Genomic DNA, 17,888 nt, shown 5'->3' on the forward strand with positions numbered 1-17,888 from the left:
CGCACCCGATGTGGATGCGCCCCTCAGCCGTGTCGCGCGCCCTCGGTGGAGCGCCGTGCTTCGCCGGGTCAGCCCGCCAGGCAGGACGGTCCGAGCAGCACCTTCAGGTCGCCGAAGAGGGCCGGGTCCGGCTTCACCCGGTGCCGGTCGAGCCGCAGCACGGTCGTCTTCTGCGCGCCCTGGAGCTTGATCCGCACCTCGCTGTTGCCCCTGTGGTGGCTGAGGATCTCACCGAGGCGGGTGACCATCGGCGGGCTCACCTTCACGGTCGGGATGGTGATCAGCACCGGGGCGTTGGCCCCGGCGTTCGACAGGTCGGGGACCTGGAGCTCCATCGCGACCAGGCGCGGGACGTCCTCGCGCTTGTCGAGGCGGCCCTTGACGAAGACGACGGCGTCCTCGACGAGCTGGGTGGACACGAGCTGATAGGTCGCCGGGAAGAACATGCACTCGATGGAGCCCGCGAGGTCCTCGACGGTGGCGATGGCCCAGGCGTTGCCCTGCTTGGTCATCTTGCGCTGGAGGCCGGAGATGATGCCGCCGATGGTGACGACCGCGCCGTCGGAGAAGTCGCCGCCGGTGAGCTGGGCGATGCCCGCGTCGGCCTTGTCCGACAGGACGTGCTCCAGGCCGAAGAGCGGGTGGTCCGACACGTACAGGCCGAGCATCTCGCGCTCCTGGGCGAGCAGGTAGGTCTTGTCCCACTCGTCGTCGGAGAACTCCACGTCCAGGCCGAAGCCCGGCTCGTCGGAGTCGTCCTCGCCCATGCCGCCGAAGAGGTCGAACTGGCCCTCGGCCTCCTTGCGCTTGACCGCCACCACGGTGTCGATCATCGGCTCGTACTGCGCGGTGAGGCCCTTGCGGGTGTGCCCCATGGTGTCGAAGGCGCCGGCCTTGATCAGCGACTCGGTGGTGCGCTTGTTGCAGGCCGCGGCCTCGACCTTGTCCAGGTAGTCGGGGAAGGAGGCGAACTTCCCCTTGGCCTTGCGGGAGCGGATGATCGCGTCGACCACGTTGGTGCCGACGTTGCGCACCGCCTCCAGGCCGAAGAGGATCACGTCGTCGCCCTGGGCGGCGAAGTTGTGCACCGACTCGTTGACGTTCGGCGGGAGCACCTTGATGCCCATGCGGCGGCACTCGTTCAGATAGACGGCCGACTTGTCCTTGTCGTCCTTCACCGAGGTGAGCAGGGCGGCCATGTACTCGGCCGGGTAGTTCGCCTTCAGGTACGCGGTCCAGTAGGTGACCAGGCCGTACGCGGAGGAGTGGGCCTTGTTGAACGCGTAGCCGGCGAACGGCACCAGGACGTCCCACAGGGCCTGGATGGCCTCGTCGGAGTAGCCGTTCTTGCGGGCGCCCGCCTGGAAGATGGTGAAGTTCTTCTCCAGCTCCTCCGGCTTCTTCTTGCCCATCACGCGGCGCAGGATGTCGGCCTCGCCGAGCGAGTACCCGGCGATGATCTGGGCGGCCTTCTGCACCTGCTCCTGGTACACGATCAGGCCGTAGGTGAGGCCCAGCGTCTCCTTCAGGGGCTCTTCGAGCTCCGGGTGGATCGGCGTGATCTCCTGGCGGCCGTTCTTGCGCTCCGCGTAGTTGATGTGCGAGTTCATGCCCATCGGGCCCGGCCGGTAGAGGGCCGAGACGGCGGAGATGTCCTCGAAGTTGTCGGGCTGCATCTGGCGCAGCAGCGAGCGCATCGGGCCGCCGTCGAACTGGAACACGCCGAGCGTGTCACCGCGGCAGAGCATCTCGTACGTCTTGGGGTCGTCCAGCGGGACTTCCAGGAGCTCCAGCTTGACGCCCTTGTTGGCCTCCACCATCTTCACGGCGTCGTCCATGATGGTGAGGTTGCGCAGGCCCAGGAAGTCCATCTTCAGCAGGCCGAGCGACTCGCACTGCGGGTAGTCCCACTGCGTGATGGTGACGCCGTCGGTGTGCCGGACCCAGACCGGGGCGTGCTCGATGATCGGCTCGCTGGACATGATCACGCCGGCGGCGTGCACGCCCATCTGCCGGACCAGGCCCTCCACGCCCTTGGCGGTGTCGATGACCTTCTTGACGTCCGGCTCGTTCTCGTACATCCCCCGGACCTCGCCCGCCTCGTTGTACCGGGGGTGCTCGGGGTTGGTGATGCCGTCCAGGTCGATGCCCTTGCCGAGGACGTCGGCGGGCATGGCCTTGGTGATGCGGTCGCCCATCGCGTACGGGTAGCCGAGGACGCGGGCGGAGTCCTTGATCGCGTTCTTCGCCTTGATCTTGCCGTACGTGCCGATCATGGCGACCTTGTCGCGGCCGTACTTCTCCGTCACGTACCGGATGACCTCGCCGCGCCTGCGCTCGTCGAAGTCGATGTCGACGTCGGGCATGGAGACGCGCTCGGGGTTGAGGAACCGCTCGAAGATCAGCCCGTGCTCGATCGGGTCGAGGTCGGTGATGCCCATGGCGTACGCGACGATCGAGCCGGCCGCGGAGCCGCGGCCGGGGCCGACCGCGATGCCGTTGTTCTTGGCCCACATGATGAAGTCGGCGACCACGAGGAAGTAGCCCGGGAACCCCATCTGGATGATGACGTCCATCTCGTACTCGGCCTGTTTCTGGCGGTCCGCGGGGACGCCGCCGGGGAAGCGGCGCTCCATGCCGCGGCGGACCTCCTCCTGGAACCAGGTGACCTCGGTGTAGCCCTCGGGGATGTCGAACTTCGGCATGAGGTCGCGCTTCTCGAACATGCCGGTGGTGTCGACCTGCTCGGCCACCAGGAGGGTGTTGCGGCAGCCCTCCTGCCAGGCGTCCGAGGAGTCGATGGCGTACATCTCGTCCGTGGACTTCAGGTAGTAGCCGGTGCCGTCGAACTTGAAGCGGTCCGGGTCCGAGAGGTTCTTGCCGGTCTGGATGCACAGCAGGGCGTCGTGGGCGGTCGCCTCGTGCGCGTACGTGTAGTGCGAGTCGTTGGTGACCAGGGGCGGGATGCCGAGCTTCTTGCCGATCTCCAGGAGGCCGTCGCGCACCCGGCGCTCGATCTCGATGCCGTGGTCCATCAGCTCCAGGAAGTACCGGTCCTTGCCGAAGATGTCCTGGTACTCGGCGGCCGACTTCAGGGCCTCGTCGAACTGGCCGAGGCGCAGCCGGGTCTGCAGCTCGCCGGACGGGCAGCCGGTGGAGGCGATCAGGCCCTCCGACCACTGGGAGATCGTCTCCTTGTCCATGCGGGGCCACTTCTGGAGCCAGCCCTCGGCGTACGCGTCGGAGGACAGCTTGAAGAGGTTGTGCAGGCCGGTCGCGTTCGCCGCCCAGATGGTCTTGTGGGTGTAACCACCCGAACCGGACACGTCGTCCCGCTTCTGGTGCGGCTGGCCCCACTGGATCTTGCGCTTGTTGCGCCGGGACTCCGGGGCGACGTACGCCTCGATGCCGATGATCGGGGTGACCCCGGCCTTCTGGGCGGAGTGGAAGAAGTCGTACGCCCCGTGGAGGTTGCCGTGGTCGGACATGGCGATGTGCGTCATGCCCATGTCGTTGCACGCCTTGAACATGTCCTTCAGCCGCGCCGCACCGTCCAGGAGCGAGTACTGGGTGTGCACGTGCAGGTGCGTGAAGGGCGGCTTCGACACGGCTTTGGCCTCCAAGGGAAACACGGGACGACGGGCTGCGGTCGGACTGGGGGGACAGCGTGGAAGTCTAGTCCGGGCCGCTGACAACCGAGGCCCGTCCGGGAGTACGGTCGGGCCGGGCGCCGGGCACTTTCACCGTACGGTCGCCCGTTGGAAGAGGACGGAGAGATCCGTTCGAAGGGGACGGCCCCGGGGCCGTCCCGCGTCATGTACCAGGAGGCACCCGCGATGTCGGTCCCGCAGCCCACCGCCGAGCAGCGCGGCGAGGAGATCCTCGCCGTCTTCGACACCGCGTTCGGCGAGCTGCTCGCCGCCGACCCCGCCGCGTTCCGGGTGAAGTTCCGCAAGATGGCCGCCTCGGCGTTCGCCTTCTACCGCGGCACGGCGGCCCTCTTCTACCACGACCTGGAGCGGGAGCACGCCGGGCGCGGCGAGGACGGCGCCCACACCGGGCCGTACCTGGACGACCGCACGGGCCGGGTGTGGATCCACGGTGACCTGCACGCGGAGAACTTCGGCACGTACATGGACGCCCAGGGCCGGCTGATCTTCAACGTCAACGACTTCGACGAGGCGTACGTGGGCCCCTTCACCTGGGACCTGCAGCGCTTCGCCACCTCGCTGGCCCTGATCGGGTACACCAAGGCGCTGAGCGACGAGCAGATCACCGCCCTGGTCGGCACGTACGCGGCGGCGTACCGCGAGCGGATCCACGACCTGGCGACGGGCGCCAAGAGCGACGAGGTGCCGCCCTTCACGCTGGACACCGCCCAGGGCCCGCTGCTCGGGGCGCTGCGCGTGGCCCGGTCGCTGACCCGCTTCGGCCTCCTCGACTCGATGACGGAGATCCGCGACTTCGAGCGCCGCTTCGCGCCGGGCGGCGGCTCCATCGAGCTGGACGCGGCCACCCGGTACAAGGTCCTCGCCGCCTTCGACGGCTATCTGGAGACGCTGCCGGAGTCGTCCCTGACGCGCCCGGACTCCTACCGCGTCAAGGACGTGGTGGGCCGCCGCGGCATCGGCATCGGCTCGGCCGGCCTGCCCTCGTACAACATCCTCCTGGAGGGCAACAGCGACGCGCTGGAGAACGACGTCGTGATCTACCTCAAGCAGGCCCAGACCCCGGCCGTCTCGCGGCACATCACGGACGCCGCCGTCCGCGGCTACTTCCAGCACGAGGGCCACCGCACGGTCATCTCGCAACGCGCCCTGCAGGCGCACGCCGACCCCTGGCTCGGCTGGACGGAGCTGGACGGCGCGGGCCAGCTCGTCGCCGAGGTGTCGCCGTACGCGGTCGACCTGGACTGGTCGGACATCGACGACCCGCAGGAGATCGCCGCGGTGGTCGCCGACCTGGGCCGGGCCACGGCCACCATGCACGCGGCGGCGGACGACGAGAGCGGCCACTCGGACCTGGTGCCGTTCTCCACGGAGCGGGCCATCGACGCGGCCATCGCCGCCGACGAGGAGGGCTTCGCCGCCCTCCTGGTGGACTTCGCGCACGCCTACGGCGCCCGCGCGCGTGCGGACCACCAGATCTTCGTCGACCTGTTCCGCAACGGGCGGATACCGGGACTGTAGGGAGCGGGTCCCGCGCGGCCGGGCGGGACCCCGGTGCGGCCCGGCGGGGCCCGGCGCGATTCACAGGGACCCTTTAGGACTGCCTTACGACGGCTCATGGCACACTCGCTTGCGCGATGGACATAATCGGGACCCAGATCAGAGTGGTGCGCGCGGCACTGTTCACGGCACTCGTCGTGCTGCTGTCCGCCGCGTCGCACATCCTGCTGTCCCGGGCCCCGCTGCCGCTGCCCACCTGCCTGGCGATCACGGCCGCCGTCTACGTCGTCGCGTACGCCCTCGCCGGGCGCGAGCGCGGCTTCGGCGGGATCGCCGCGCTGCTCGTCCCGCTGGAGCTCGCCGCCGACACGGTCTTCACCACGGGCCAGCACGTCTGCTACGGCGAGGCGGGCGGCCCGGTCGCGGGCCCGCTGCGCTCCGTCGGCTTCGACGTGCTGTGCGGCGGCGGCGACGTCGGCTCGCCGCTGGCCCGGGTGGCGGGCGGCGAGAGCCACGGCGCCGTGCTGCTCGCCGACGCCGACCCGGCCCTGGCGTGGCTGCTGCTCGGCGCGCACGTCGGCGTCGGACTGCTCGCGGCCGCCTGGCTGCACCGGGGTGAGCGCGCCCTCGGGCAACTGCTCCGGGCCGTGGCCGCGGCCACGTTCCGGCCGCTGATCGTCGCCGTCGCCGTGGTGACCGGCCGGACCGCTCCGGCCCGTCGGACGCCGCGGCCCGCGCTCCGGGTCCGCGCGGCGCACACCCGGCTCCTCGTGCACTGTGTGGGACGGCGTGGACCGCCGTACTCGGCCGCCGCCGCCTGAGTACGTACGTCCCCACCACACCCACGGAGTTTCCCCATGAGCAAGCGCAACAGCCAGGCCGCCAAGCAGGCCGCACGCGAGCGGATCCGCGCCCAGCAGGAGGCCGAGCGCCGGCGCGAGAAGCGCAAGCGGTCGATCGTCGTCGGCGTGTCCATCGTCGCCGTCCTCGCCCTCGCGGGCGGCGTCGGCTACGCCGTGATGCAGTCCAACAAGCCGGGCTACTGGGAAGAGGCCAAGGACCAGAAGCTCGTCAAGCCCGCCAACACGACGGGCGAGAACGGCACCACGGTCGTCGTCGGCAAGGACAGCGCCAAGAAGACCCTGAAGGTCTACGAGGACCCGCGCTGCCCGATCTGCGCCCAGTTCGAGCAGACCGTCGGCCCGACCGTCGAGAAGGACCTGAAGGACGGCAAGTACAAGGTCCAGTTCGTCGGGGCCACCTTCCTCGACAACAACATCCCCGGCGAGGGCTCCCGCAACGCGATGAGCGCCCTGGGCGCCGCCCTGAACGTCTCCCCGGACGCCTTCCTCGCCTACAAGAAGGCGCTGTACTCGGCGGAGAACCACCCGGCCGAGCAGGACGACAAGTTCAAGGACGACGCGTACCTGCTGAAGATCGCGAACGAGGTGCCGGAGCTCAAGAAGAGCGCCGCCTTCAAGAAGGCGGTCAAGGACGGCACGTACGACCGCTGGGCCGTGGAGATGGGCCAGGCCTTCCAGGACGACAAGGACGGCGTCGAGGGCACCCCGGCGTTCGTCATGGAAGGCAAGCACCTCACGGCACCGGGCAGCAAGAACGCGCCGATGAACGTCAAGGACTTCAACAAGGCCGTCGACGAGGCGCTGAAGGGCTGACCTGACCCGCAGGCGGGATCCGCGGCCTCCCGGCGCGGCGCGCCCCGCGGCACCCGCGTCAGGCGTGGCGCGCCTTGCCCGCCTGACACGCCTGACACGTGTGGCACGCCTGGCCCGCCTGGCATCCGGTACCTCTCCGGTGTCTCCCGGGTGCTTCTCCACCACCTCTCCGGGAGTTATCACGCAGGCGCAGTAGACACGGAGCGGAAGAGCGAGCGAACTTTCGAAGATCGCTCGCTCTTTCGCGTTACCGGTACGTAGGGTTCCTCCCCGTGACCAGTCGAACAGAGACCAACTCGCCTGTGCCCGCCGAGGACTTGGCCAGACCCCAGGCCTCCGCGCTCACCCCGCGCCGCCGTACCGTCGTCAAGGCGGCGGCCGCCTCCGCCGCCCTCGCCGCGCCCCTGGCCGGCGCCCTCCCCGCCCGCGCCGCCGAGGCGGGCCCGGCCTTCCTGCACGGCGTCGCCTCCGGGGACCCGCTGCCCGACGGCGTCCTGCTGTGGACGCGCGTCACCCCGGCCCCGGACGCGGTGCCCGGCTCCGGCAAGGGCCCCGACGTGACCGTGCGCTGGGAGGTGGCCGAGGACAAGGGGTTCGGCCGGGTCGTCGGCCGGGGGACGACCACCGCGCGGGCCGCGAGCGACCACACCGTCAAGGCCGACGTCAGGGGCCTGCGCCCGGCGGCCACCTATTACTACCGCTTCTCCGTGGGCGACGCGGACGGCGGCACCCCGGTCCACTCCCCCGTCGGCCGCACCCGCACCGCGCCCGCCCACGACGCCGCCGCGCCGGGCGTCCGCTTCGGCGTGGTGTCCTGCTCCAACTGGGAGGCGGGCTACTTCGCCGCGTACCGCCACCTCGCGGCCCGTACCGAGCTCGACGCGGTCCTGCACCTCGGCGACTACCTGTACGAGTACGCGTCCGGCGGGTACGCCTCCGCCGACGGCGTGGTGCGCGAGCACCGGCCGCGCCACGAGATCGTCACGCTCGCCGACTACCGCGTGCGGCACGGCGTCCACAAGACCGACCCGGACGCCCAGGCGATGCACGTCGCCCATCCGGTCGTCGCGATCTGGGACGACCACGAGGTCGCCAACGACGCCTGGTCCGGCGGCGCCGAGAACCATCAGCCCGGGACCGAGGGCGACTGGTCCGCGCGCGTGGCCGCCGCCAAGCAGGCCTACTTCGAGTGGATGCCGGTGCGCCCGTCCACCGAGGGCACCGTCTACCGCCGGCTGCGCTTCGGCAAGCTGGCCGATCTGCACCTGCTCGACCTGCGCTCCTTCCGCTCCCAGCAGGCCAAGCCGGGCAGCGGCGCCGTCGACGCGCCGGACCGCACGATCACCGGGCGCGCCCAGCTCGACTGGCTGAAGGCGGGCCTGGCCTCCTCCGACGCCGCGTGGAAGCTGGTCGGCACCTCGGTGATGATCTCGCCGGTGGCCTTCGGCTCGCTCCCGGCGTATCTGCTCGCGCCGCTCGCGGAGCTGCTCGGCCTGCCCAAGGAGGGGCTCGCCGTCAACACCGACCAGTGGGACGGCTACACGCACGACCGCGCGGAACTCCTCACGCACCTGCGGGACAAGGGCATACGCAACACCGTGTTCCTCACCGGCGACATCCACATGGCCTGGGCGAACGACGTGCCCGTCAAGGCGGCCACGTACCCGGTGTCGCCCTCGGCCGCCACGGAGTTCGTCGTCACGTCCGTGACCTCCGACAACGTCGACGACCTGCTGAAGGTGCCGCCGCACACGCTGTCCCTCGCCGGGGTCGCCGCCGTCAAGGCCGCCAACCGCCACGTGAAGTGGCTGGACATGGACTCGCACGGGTACGGCGTCCTCGACGTGACCGCCGAGCGCTCGCAGATGGACTACTACGTCGTGTCCGACCGCAAGGACCGGAACGCGACCTCCGCCTGGGCGCGCTCGTACCGCACGCTCAGCGGGACGCAGAAGGTGGAGCGGGTGCGCGAGCCGGTGCGCTGAAAGCCCGGTAAAGCACGCCGACGCGGGCCCGCGGAGCCCCTACCCTGTGGCCCATGAGTGGCGAGGGGGACGTCGTCGACGGCCGCTTCGAGCTGCTCCAGCGGCTCGGCAGCGGAGGCATGGGCACGGTGTGGCGGGCCCGCGACACCGTGCTGCACCGCGAGGTGGCGCTGAAGGAGGTCCGGGCCCCGGGCCCGGAGCCGGACGCGGCCACGGCGCGGCTGACGCGGGAGCGCGTGCTGCGCGAGGCCCGCGCGCTGGCCCGGCTCAACCACCCGCACGTGGTGACGATCCACCAGATCGTCGAACCCCCGGACCGGCCCCCGTGGCTGGTGATGGAGCTGCTGCCGGGCCGTACCCTCCAGGACCTCCTGGAGGAGCGCGCCCTGGCGCCCCGGGAGGCGGCGCGGATGGGCCGCGAACTGCTGTCCGCCCTCCGCGTCGCCCACGCCGCGGGCGTCCTGCACCGCGACCTCAAGCCCGCCAACGTGCTGCTGCGGGAGGAGCCCGGCCCCGGCGCGCTGCCGCCGGCCGTCCTCACCGACTTCGGTATCGCCGCACTCCAGGGGTCCACGCAGCTCACCGCCACCGGCGAGCTGATCGGCTCCCCCGAGTACATCGCGCCCGAGCGCGTCCGCGGCACCGGCGAGGGCCCGGCCGCCGACCTGTGGTCGCTCGGGCTCGTCCTGTACGTCGCCGTGGAAGGCGTCAGTCCGCTGCGCCGGTCCTCGACCCTGGCCACGCTCGCGGCGGTGCTCGACGACCCGGTGCCGCCACCGGTGCGCTCCGGGCCGCTGGCGCCGGTCCTGCGGGCGCTGCTCGTCCGTGACCCGGCGCGGCGGCCCGGCGCGGAGCACCTGGACGCGATGCTGGCGGCGGTCGCCGAGGGCCGCACCGCCGGGGCCGCACCGCCGCCCGCACCGCCCTCCCCGCCGCCCGCGCCCTCCGCGCCGTCCTCCCCGCCGCCCGCGCCCGTCGCGTACGTGCCGACGGTGACCGCCGCCCGCCCGGAGCCGACCGGTCCGCCGCCGGGGGACGCGCCCCGGCGGCGGACGCCCGTGGTCGTCGCGGCGGTGGCGGTGGTCCTGGCGTTGGTGGTGGGGGCCGCCCTCGCGCTCGCGCTGCGGAACGGGGACGGTCCGGACGACAAGGCGGGTGACGAGACGAGCACGAGCGCCGGGCTCTCGCCCACCGCGCCCCCCACGGACTCCGGAAAACCCTCCCCCACGCCGACACCGGCGCCGACGTCGATGTCGACGGAAGCTCCGCGTACGACACCCCCGGAGGCCCCGTGGACGACGCCGCCGAAGACCCGCACGACGCCCCCGAAGAAGGCCCCCCTGCCCCACCTGGGCCGCTGGGTCGCCCAGCTCCACTCCGAGCCCGTCACGTCGTCGCCCGCGACGCGCGACCGCAAGCTCGCCGCCGTACGCCAGCGGATCCCGGAGGCCCGCTACCTGCGCAGCGACGACTACCCCTCGCTGCGGCGCGGCTACTGGGTCTTCTACGTCCCGGGGCCGTTCGCCGACGGCCACGCGGCGCTGCGGTTCTGCGCCGAGCGCGGCCGCACCGTCGCAAAGAGGTGCGTGGGCCGCTTCCTGAGCGCCAGCGCGGCCGACATCGTCTACCTGTGCAAACCGCCCGTGAGCAGCCCCAAGGGACGCTGCACGGGGCGGCCCTAGCCCCGGAGGCCTACAGGGTCTCCAGGAACCCCAGCGCCGTGCGCCAGGTGGTCTCGGCCGCCTCGGCGTCGTAGTCGTCCAGATCGGGGTCGGTGTACAGGTGCCCGGCCCCGGCGTAGCGGTAGATCTCCACGTCGGCGCCCACCCGGCCCATCCGCAGGTACCAGGCGCTCAACCAGTCGTCGGTCTCGAACGGGTCGGGTTCGGCGACGTGCAACTGCACCGGCAGGTCGTCCACCGCGACGTTCTCGGCGATGTCGGAGGTGCCGTGCAGGAGCAGCAGGCCGCGCGCCTTGTCGTCGCCGAGCGCCAGGGTCTGCGCCACGGAGGCGCCGAGCGAGAAGCCCGCGTAGACGAGTCCGCGCTCCGAGTACGGCGCCGCGGCGAGCACGGCACGTTTGAGCAGCTCATCCCTGCCTACTACTTCTTGGTGGGCCATGCCCTCCTCGACGGTCTCGAAGGTGCGCCCGTCGAAGAGGTCGGGGGTCCACACCTGGTGACCCGCCGCGCGCAGCCGGTCGGCCGCCGCGCGCACCGCGGGCCGCAGCCCGTACGTCGAATGGAAGAGCACGATGTTCATGAGGCCATCGTGCCATCGCCCCACCGAAGACAACTCGTCCCACCTGTCCCACCCGCCCCACTCGCACCATTGGAAACCACCTGCTGCACATAAGCCCCACCTGCACTCTTTCTTCCCTTGGTCCCACTCACCCCACCCGTCTCAGATCGTCACTTCCGCTCACCCCTACCCTCGAACACATGGAGAACGTCCTGCGCCCGTTGATCGTGATCGGTGCCGCGCTGGTGCTCACCCTGGCCGTCGGCTGGCTGGTGGACACGGCGCTGAGCCGTGCCGACGCCAGGCAGCCGCAGCGCCCGCTGTGGGGACTTCTGCGCCGCTGCCGGCTGCCCCTGCAACTCGTCCTGTGCACCGCCGCGCTGCGCGCCTCGTACGAGCACGCGAAAGTCGCCCTCGACCACTCCGCGGGCATCGGCAGAACGCTCTCGCTGGTGCTCATCGGCTCGGTGGCCTGGCTGGCCGTGCGCATCTCGACGGCCATAGTGGAGGCCTCGTACTCCCGCTACGCCGGCACCCACCGCGACCCGGCCCGGGTGCGCCGCGTCCGTACGCAGGTGACGCTGATCCAGCGCGTCGTCGCGGCCGTCGTCGGCGTGGTGGCGGCCGCCGCGATGCTGCTCACCTTCCCCGCGATGCAGGCGGCCGGGGCCTCGCTGCTGGCCTCGGCCGGCATCCTCGGCATCGTGGCGGGCATCGCCGCCCAGTCCACCCTGGGCAACCTCTTCGCCGGCCTGCAGATCGCCTTCGGCGACATGGTGCGCATCGGCGACACGGTCGTCGTGGACGGCGAGTGGGGCACGGTCGAGGAGATCACCCTGACGTTCCTGGCCGTGCGCACCTGGGACGAGCGGCGGATCACGATGCCCGTGTCGTACTTCACGTCGAAGCCGTTCCAGAACTGGTCGCGCGGCGGCTCCCAGATGACCGGCACCGTCTTCTTCCACCTCGACCACTCGGCCCCGGTCGCCGCGATGCGCGACAAGCTGCACGACATCGTGCGTGACTGCGCCGCCTGGGACGGCCGTGACTGGGGCCTCGCGGTCACCGACACCACACCGAACACCATCCAGGTGCGCGCGCTCGTCACCGCCAAGGACGCCGACGACATATGGACGGTCCGGGTCACGGTCCGCGAGCAGATGGTGGCCTGGCTGACCGAGCACCACCCGTACGCGCTGCCGCGGGTCAACACCGCGTGGGCCGAGCTGTCGTCGTCCGCCGACGGCCGGGGGACGCGCTCGGCGCCCCCGCACGTGCCGCGCACCGGCCGCGGCTGACCGTGCCGACGAGGAGGGGGGGCGGCCGGACGGCCGCCCCCCCCTCCTCGTCGGCCGGGCTCGCGTCCGGCGCGCCGGTCAGCGCAGGCTGCGTACGTCGAGCTGGCGCAGAACCCGGTCCACGATCTCCGGGTCGGAGCCGGGTTCGCTGCGCGCGGCGAGGACGGCGTGCCGGGCGGCCGACATCATCTCGCGCTGGACGCGCTGCACCGTCTTGAACCGGTCGGCGCGCTTGGCGTACCGCTCGCGCCGCTCGTCGTCGAGGATGTCCGGGCTGATCCGCGCGCCGATGTCGAAGGCGCCGCGCAGCAGCCGCTCGGACAGCTCCTCGGGCAGCTCCTCGACCTCCTCGATCTCCCGGAGGCGGGCCTTGGCGGCCTTGGCCGCGCGCAGCGCGAGGGCGCGCTCCAGGGCCCGCTCGGCGTCGGTGTCCGCGCGCACGTCGAGCCGTTTGACCAGCCAGGGCAGGGTGAGGCCCTGGACGACGAGCGTCGCCATGATGACGCAGAAGGCGATGAAGACGATCTCGTCCCGGCCCGGGAACGGCTGTCCGTCGTCCGTCTTGAGCGGGATGGCCAGGGCCAGTGCCACCGACGCCACGCCGCGCATGCCGGACCACCACATGACGACGGTCTCGCGCCACGACACCGGGATCTCCTCGTCGTAGTCGCGCCGCTTGTGCAGCCGCTTGGCGAGCCAGGTCGCGGGCAGCAGCCACAGCAGCCGGACCCCGACGACGACGGCCACGATCGCCGCACCCCAGCCGAGCATCCGCCACTCGCGCCCCGCGGAGGTGCCGAAGACGTTGTGCAGTTCGAGGCCGATGAGGCCGAAGGCGACCCCGGTGACCAGCGTGTCGACGATCTGCCAGAAGGACTGCCCGGTGATCCGGCCGAGCACGTCGTCGGCGTCGACGGCGTGCTCGGCGAGGAAGAGGGCCGTGGTCAGCACCGCGAGGACGCCGGAGCCGTGCAGCTCCTCGGCGAGCACGTACGCGACGAACGGCACGAGCAGCGTCAGCCCGGTCTGGAGGGTGGCGTCGTCGAGCAGGCTCATCAGCTTGTTGCTGAGCCAGCCGAGCGCGAGGCCCACGGCGACGGCGACGACCGCGGAGAGCACGAGCTGCCCGGCCGCGGCGGGCCAGGAGAAGGTGCCGCTGACGGCGGCGGCGATGGCCACGTGGTAGAGCACGATCGCCGTGACGTCGTTGAACAGGCCCTCGCCCTCCAGGATCGAGACGAGGCGGCGCGGCAGGCCGAGCGATCCGGCGACGGCGGTCGCCGCGACCGGGTCCGGCGGGGCGACGAGCGCGCCGAGCGCCAGCGCGGCGGCCAGCGGCAGCCCCGGCACGACGGCGTGCGCGACGGCCGCGACCGCCGCCGTCGTCACGAAGACGAGCGCGACGGCGAGCAGCAGGATGGGCCGGATGTTGGCGGTGAACTGGCGCCAGGACGTGCGCTGCACGGCGGCGTAGAGCAGCGGCGGGAGCACCAGCGGCAGGATGAGGTCCGGCGGGACGTCGACGTTCGGTACGAAGTCCACCAGGGCGAGGACGATGCCGCCGAGGGTCATCAGCACGGGCGAGGGCAGCCCGAGCCGGTCCCCCAGCGGCACGGTCACCACGGCGCCGAGCAAGAGGACGAGCAGCAGCGCGAGTTGGTCCACGGGTGCCCTCCGGGGCCGAGGCAGGGATGATCAGGTGTTCAACCTTGCCACGAATGCCCGCAAAGAGGACGAATACGCCCTGAAGCGGCCACCGCCGGTGCGGGTGCCCCCGGCACGCGAGGCGTCTGCCCGGCCCCGGCTCCTGCCCCGGCGGACGGACGCCCCGCTAGCGCAGGGCCCTCCGCATGGCCCGGTGCGGGATGTCCGCGTCCAGGAACTCGGGTCCGTACGCCTCGTACCCCAGACGCTCGTAGAAACCCAGCGCCTGCGTCTGCGCGTGCAGGTCGACGGCGTCGAGACCCCGCGCGCGGGCGGCGTCCTCGATGGCCCGGACCAGCGCGGCCCCGGCCCCGAGCCCCCGCGCGGAGCGCAGCACGGCCAGCCGGCCCAGGGCGCCCACGCCGGCGGCCCCGCCGTTCTTGGCGGCCGCGGCCTCGCCGGTGAGCAGCCGCCCGGTGCCGACCGGGGCCCCGTCCGCGCGGCGCACCGCGAGCACGTGCACGGCCCCCTCGTCGTACGCGTCGTACTCCAGGTCCTCGGGCACGCCCTGCTCGGCCACGAAGACCTCCTTGCGCACCGCGAAGCAGGCCTGGCGGTCCTCCTCGCTCACCGCGACCCGGCAGAGCACGCCGCCCCCGGCGTCCGCGGCGCTCACGCGCTCTCCGCCCGGACCCGGTCGAGGGCCCGCTGGAGGTCCTCGGGGTAGTCGCTCGCGAACTCGGCCCACTCGCCGTCGCCGGGGTGCTCGAAGCCGAGCCGCACCGCGTGCAGCCACTGCCGGGTCAGGCCGAGGCGCTTGGCGAGCGTGGGGTCCGCGCCGTACGTCATGTCGCCCACGCACGGGTGGCGGTGGGCCGCCATGTGCACGCGGATCTGGTGGGTGCGGCCCGTCTCCAGCTTGATGTCGAGCAGCGAGGCGGAGCGGAAGGCCTCCATCAGGTCGTAGTGCGTGACGGAGGGCTTGCCCTCGGCGGTGACCGCCCACTTGTAGTCGTGGTTCGGGTGGCGGCCGATGGGGGCGTCGATGGTGCCGCTCATGGGGTCGGGGTGGCCCTGGACCAGCGCGTTGTACCGCTTGTCGACCGTGCGCTCCTTGAACTGGCGCTTCAGCGACGTGTACGCCCGCTCGGACTTGGCGACGACCATCAGGCCGGAGGTGCCCACGTCCAGGCGGTGCACGATGCCCTGGCGCTCGGCGGCGCCGGACGTCGAGATGCGGTACCCGGCCGCGGCGAGGCCGCCGATCACGGTCGTGCCGGTCCAGCCGGGGCTCGGGTGCGCGGCCACGCCGACCGGCTTGACGATCACGACGATGTCGTCGTCGTCGTGCACGATCTCCATGCCCTCGACGGGCTCGGCGACGACCTGCACCGGCGCGGCGGCCTGCGGCATCTCGACCTCCAGCCAGGCGCCACCGTGCACCCGCTCGGACTTGCCGGCGACCGAGCCGTCGACCAGCACCTTGCCGGCGGCCGCGAGCTCGGCGGCCTTCGTACGGGAGAAACCGAACATGCGGGAGATGGCGGCGTCGACGCGCTCGCCCTCCAGGCCGTCGGGTACGGGCAGGGTACGGATCTCGGGAAGCGTGCTCACCCCACGAGTATGCAGGAGGGCACCGACACCGCCGTACCGCTCCTCCCGCACCCGTCGGCGGATCAGTCCTTGTGCACGGTCCCGTCCGGGTCGAGCCCCCGGAAGGACAGCAGCACGATCAGGATCCCGCCGCAGACGATCGCCGAGTCCGCGAGGTTGAACACCGCGAAGCCCTTGGGCGCGATGAAGTCCACGACCGCGCCCTTGAAGACGCCCGGCGAGCGGAAGATCCGGTCGGTGAGGTTGCCGAGCGCCCCGCCGAGCAGCAGGCCCAGCGCGATCGCCCAGGGCAGGCTGTACAGCTTGCGCGCGAGGCGGGCGATCACCAGGATCACGGCCGCGGCGATCACCGTGAAGATGATGGTGTACGCCTCGCCCATGCCGAAGGCGGCGCCCGCGTTGCGGATCGCGTTGAAGCGCAGCAGGTCGCCGACCACGTCGATCGGCTCGTGGTGCTCCAGCTCGGCCACCACGATCATCTTGCTGACGAGGTCCAGGGCGTACGCGACGAGGGCCACACCGAAGAGCACGGCGATCCTGCGCCTGCCCGCGGGCTTGCGCTCCCCCTCGGGCTCCTGTCCGCCGTCGGGGCCGGGCTCTGCCTCAGGGGTGTCCGGCGTACCGATGATGCGCTCCGCCTCTGCCACGTGAATCCCTCAACCTAGGTACCTGACTGGGACGAGGGTACGGCACCCCGCACCGGCCCCAGGTGTCCAGGCCGCGCTCAGAAACGCCGCTCCTGCTTCTGCTTGCACTCCACGCACAGGGTCGCGCGCGGGAAGGCCTGCATCCGGGCCTTGCCGATCGCGTTGCCGCAGTTCTCGCAGAGCCCGTACGTGCCCGCGTCGAGGCGCTCCAGGGCGCGCTCGGTCTGCTCCAGCATCTCCCGGGCGTTCGCGGCGAGCGCCATCTCGTGCTCCCGCGTGATGTTCTTCGTGCCGGTGTCCGCCTGGTCGTCGCCCGCGCCGTCCCCGGAGTCCCGCATCAGGCCCACCAGGGACGCCTCGGACGCCTCGATCTCGGTCCGCAGCCGCTTGGCCTCGGTCATCAGCTCGGTGCGCGCCTCGGCGACCTCCGCCGGGGTCCACGGGTCCTCGCCGGGCCGCACCGCGAGCTCGCCGGGCGCCGCCGCGCGCGCCTTGGGCACCGTCTCCGCCGCGGGCGCCGTCCCCGCCTTCGGTACGGCTCCCGCCTGCTGCGCCATCGCCGTGCCCGGAGTCTTCTTCGCAACCACCGTCGTGGCTCCCGTCGTCTCCGCGGCCTGAGCCGCATCCTCGGCCGCGGACGCGACCGTCTTCTTGGCCCTGCTCGTGCCGGCCCTCGGGCCTTCGGCGGTGGGACCCGCCTCCTTCTGGGACGCGCCGCCGCCCCCGTCCACCTCCCTCGCCGGGGCCTCGCCCCCGGAGCCTGCGTCGTTCTCGTGGTGCCGGTCGTCGGCGGCCGCCCGAGCGGCCCCGCCCGCGGCCGCCGCCTTCTCGTCCACCGCCTTCTTCGCCGCGGCCTTGCGCGCCGCGGCCTCCTGCCCGGAGCCGGGGCCCGCGCCCGCGGCTTTCTTGGACGCCGTTCGCGCCGCGGCCTTCTTGGCGCCCTTCTCAGGGGTGGCCTTCTCGGCCGTGACCCTTTTCGCAGCGGTCTTCCCGGTCGCGGACCTCTTGGCGGTGACCTTCTGGGCGGCGGTCTTCCCAGGAGCGGCCGCCCGACCAGCGGTCGACTGAGCCGCCGCCTTCTCGTCGGCGGCCTTCCGCGCAGCCGCCTTCTCAGCAGCCGTCTCCATGGCGTCCGCCTTCCCGGCAGCCGCCTCCTCGACGGCCGTCTTCTTGGCAGCGGTCTTCTTGGCAGCGGTCTTCTTGCCGGCCGTTTTCCCGGCCGCCGCCTTCTTCGGGGCCGCCTTCTTCGGGGCCGCCTTCTCGGGAGCCGTCTTCTTCGGGGCCGTCTTCTTCGCTGTCTTCGGAGCCGCCTCCTCGGCCATGGCCGCCTTCTTGGCGGCAGCCGTCTTCCTGGCCGTGGCCGCCTTCCCCGTGCCCTCCCCGATGCCGTCGCCACCGCCGCGGCCGGTGCCCGTGCCCTTGCCGGAGGCACGCGGGCCTGTGGATCTGCTGGACGCCGACTGCTGTACGGCGGTCTTCTTCGCCACCATGGCCGCGGCCCCTTCACATATTGTGATCTTGCTCGCGAATCGTGCTGGGACGATAAATCGACTCCCAGCCCGCGGCAACGGGGCACGCCGCCCGATTCCCCCGCCCCGCGGGTGCCGCGCGACGA

General features: G+C 72.1%; 13 protein-coding genes. 6 read left to right on the forward strand and 7 right to left on the reverse strand.

Annotated elements, in window-relative coordinates; genetic code table 11:
• Positions 1-68 precede the first annotated feature (68 nt).
• The gene (dnaE, locus tag QK440_RS12810) at positions 69-3,608 is read right to left on the reverse strand and encodes a DNA polymerase III subunit alpha (protein WP_282793182.1); all 3,540 of its coding nucleotides are present in this window, start codon (positions 3,606-3,608) and stop codon (positions 69-71) included.
• A 228-nt stretch (positions 3,609-3,836) separates the two neighbouring features.
• Here dnaE and QK440_RS12815 point away from each other — a divergent pair, with 228 nt between their 5' ends.
• The 5 genes from QK440_RS12815 (at position 3,837) to QK440_RS12835 (ending at position 10,511) form a co-directional block, all read left to right on the forward strand.
• Positions 3,837-5,189 carry a DUF2252 domain-containing protein gene (locus QK440_RS12815; RefSeq protein WP_282793210.1) on the forward strand — a complete coding sequence of 451 codons (1,353 nt, stop codon included), beginning with the start codon at positions 3,837-3,839 and terminating at the stop codon, positions 5,187-5,189.
• 116 nt (positions 5,190-5,305) lie between these two features.
• Positions 5,306-5,989 carry a hypothetical protein gene (locus QK440_RS12820; RefSeq protein WP_282793183.1) on the forward strand — a complete coding sequence of 228 codons (684 nt, stop codon included), beginning with the start codon at positions 5,306-5,308 and terminating at the stop codon, positions 5,987-5,989.
• Positions 5,990-6,025: 36 nt separating this feature from the next.
• Positions 6,026-6,844 (forward strand): thioredoxin domain-containing protein, encoded by an 819-nt coding sequence (locus tag QK440_RS12825; RefSeq protein WP_282793184.1) that lies wholly within the window; start codon positions 6,026-6,028, stop codon positions 6,842-6,844.
• A gap of 317 nt (positions 6,845-7,161) precedes the next feature.
• Complete coding sequence (locus tag QK440_RS12830) at positions 7,162-8,829, forward strand: alkaline phosphatase D family protein (protein WP_282793211.1); 1,668 nt, start codon at positions 7,162-7,164, stop codon at positions 8,827-8,829.
• 53 nt (positions 8,830-8,882) lie between these two features.
• Complete coding sequence (locus tag QK440_RS12835) at positions 8,883-10,511, forward strand: serine/threonine-protein kinase (RefSeq protein ID WP_282793185.1); 1,629 nt, start codon at positions 8,883-8,885, stop codon at positions 10,509-10,511.
• Positions 10,512-10,521: 10 nt separating this feature from the next.
• Here the strand turns inward: QK440_RS12835 and QK440_RS12840 are convergent, their stop codons facing one another.
• A complete protein-coding gene (locus tag QK440_RS12840) occupies positions 10,522-11,091 on the reverse strand; it encodes a dienelactone hydrolase family protein (RefSeq protein WP_282793186.1) in 570 nt (189 codons plus the stop codon).
• Between the two features lie 179 nt (positions 11,092-11,270).
• Between QK440_RS12840 and QK440_RS12845 the strand changes: the two genes are divergently transcribed.
• Positions 11,271-12,368 (forward strand): mechanosensitive ion channel domain-containing protein, encoded by a 1,098-nt coding sequence (locus tag QK440_RS12845; protein WP_282793187.1) that lies wholly within the window; start codon positions 11,271-11,273, stop codon positions 12,366-12,368.
• A gap of 78 nt (positions 12,369-12,446) precedes the next feature.
• On the opposite strand, the gene QK440_RS12850 is transcribed toward QK440_RS12845, so the two are convergent.
• The 5 genes from QK440_RS12850 to QK440_RS12870 all read right to left on the reverse strand — a co-directional run bounded on the left by QK440_RS12850 (position 12,447) and on the right by QK440_RS12870 (position 17,763).
• On the reverse strand, positions 12,447-14,033 hold the full coding sequence (locus QK440_RS12850; RefSeq protein WP_282793188.1) for a Na+/H+ antiporter: 1,587 nt from the start codon (positions 14,031-14,033) through the stop codon (positions 12,447-12,449).
• Positions 14,034-14,199: 166 nt separating this feature from the next.
• A complete protein-coding gene (locus QK440_RS12855) occupies positions 14,200-14,688 on the reverse strand; it encodes a GNAT family N-acetyltransferase (RefSeq protein ID WP_282793189.1) in 489 nt (162 codons plus the stop codon).
• Positions 14,685-15,626, reverse strand: coding sequence for an RluA family pseudouridine synthase (locus tag QK440_RS12860; protein WP_282793190.1), 942 nt, complete (start codon positions 15,624-15,626; stop codon positions 14,685-14,687). The genes QK440_RS12855 and QK440_RS12860 overlap by 4 nt, the downstream gene beginning before the upstream one ends.
• Positions 15,627-15,688: 62 nt before the next feature.
• Positions 15,689-16,273: a signal peptidase II gene (gene lspA, locus QK440_RS12865; RefSeq protein WP_282793191.1), complete on the reverse strand. Its 585-nt coding sequence runs from the start codon at positions 16,271-16,273 to the stop codon at positions 15,689-15,691.
• Positions 16,274-16,350: 77 nt separating this feature from the next.
• Positions 16,351-17,763, reverse strand: coding sequence for a TraR/DksA family transcriptional regulator (locus tag QK440_RS12870; protein ID WP_282793192.1), 1,413 nt, complete (start codon positions 17,761-17,763; stop codon positions 16,351-16,353).
• Positions 17,764-17,888: the final 125 nt, after the last annotated feature.

The sequence above is a fragment of the Streptomyces sp. CC224B genome, assembly GCF_030010595.1.
Taxonomy (GTDB): Bacteria; Actinomycetota; Actinomycetes; order Streptomycetales; family Streptomycetaceae; genus Streptomyces; species Streptomyces longispororuber.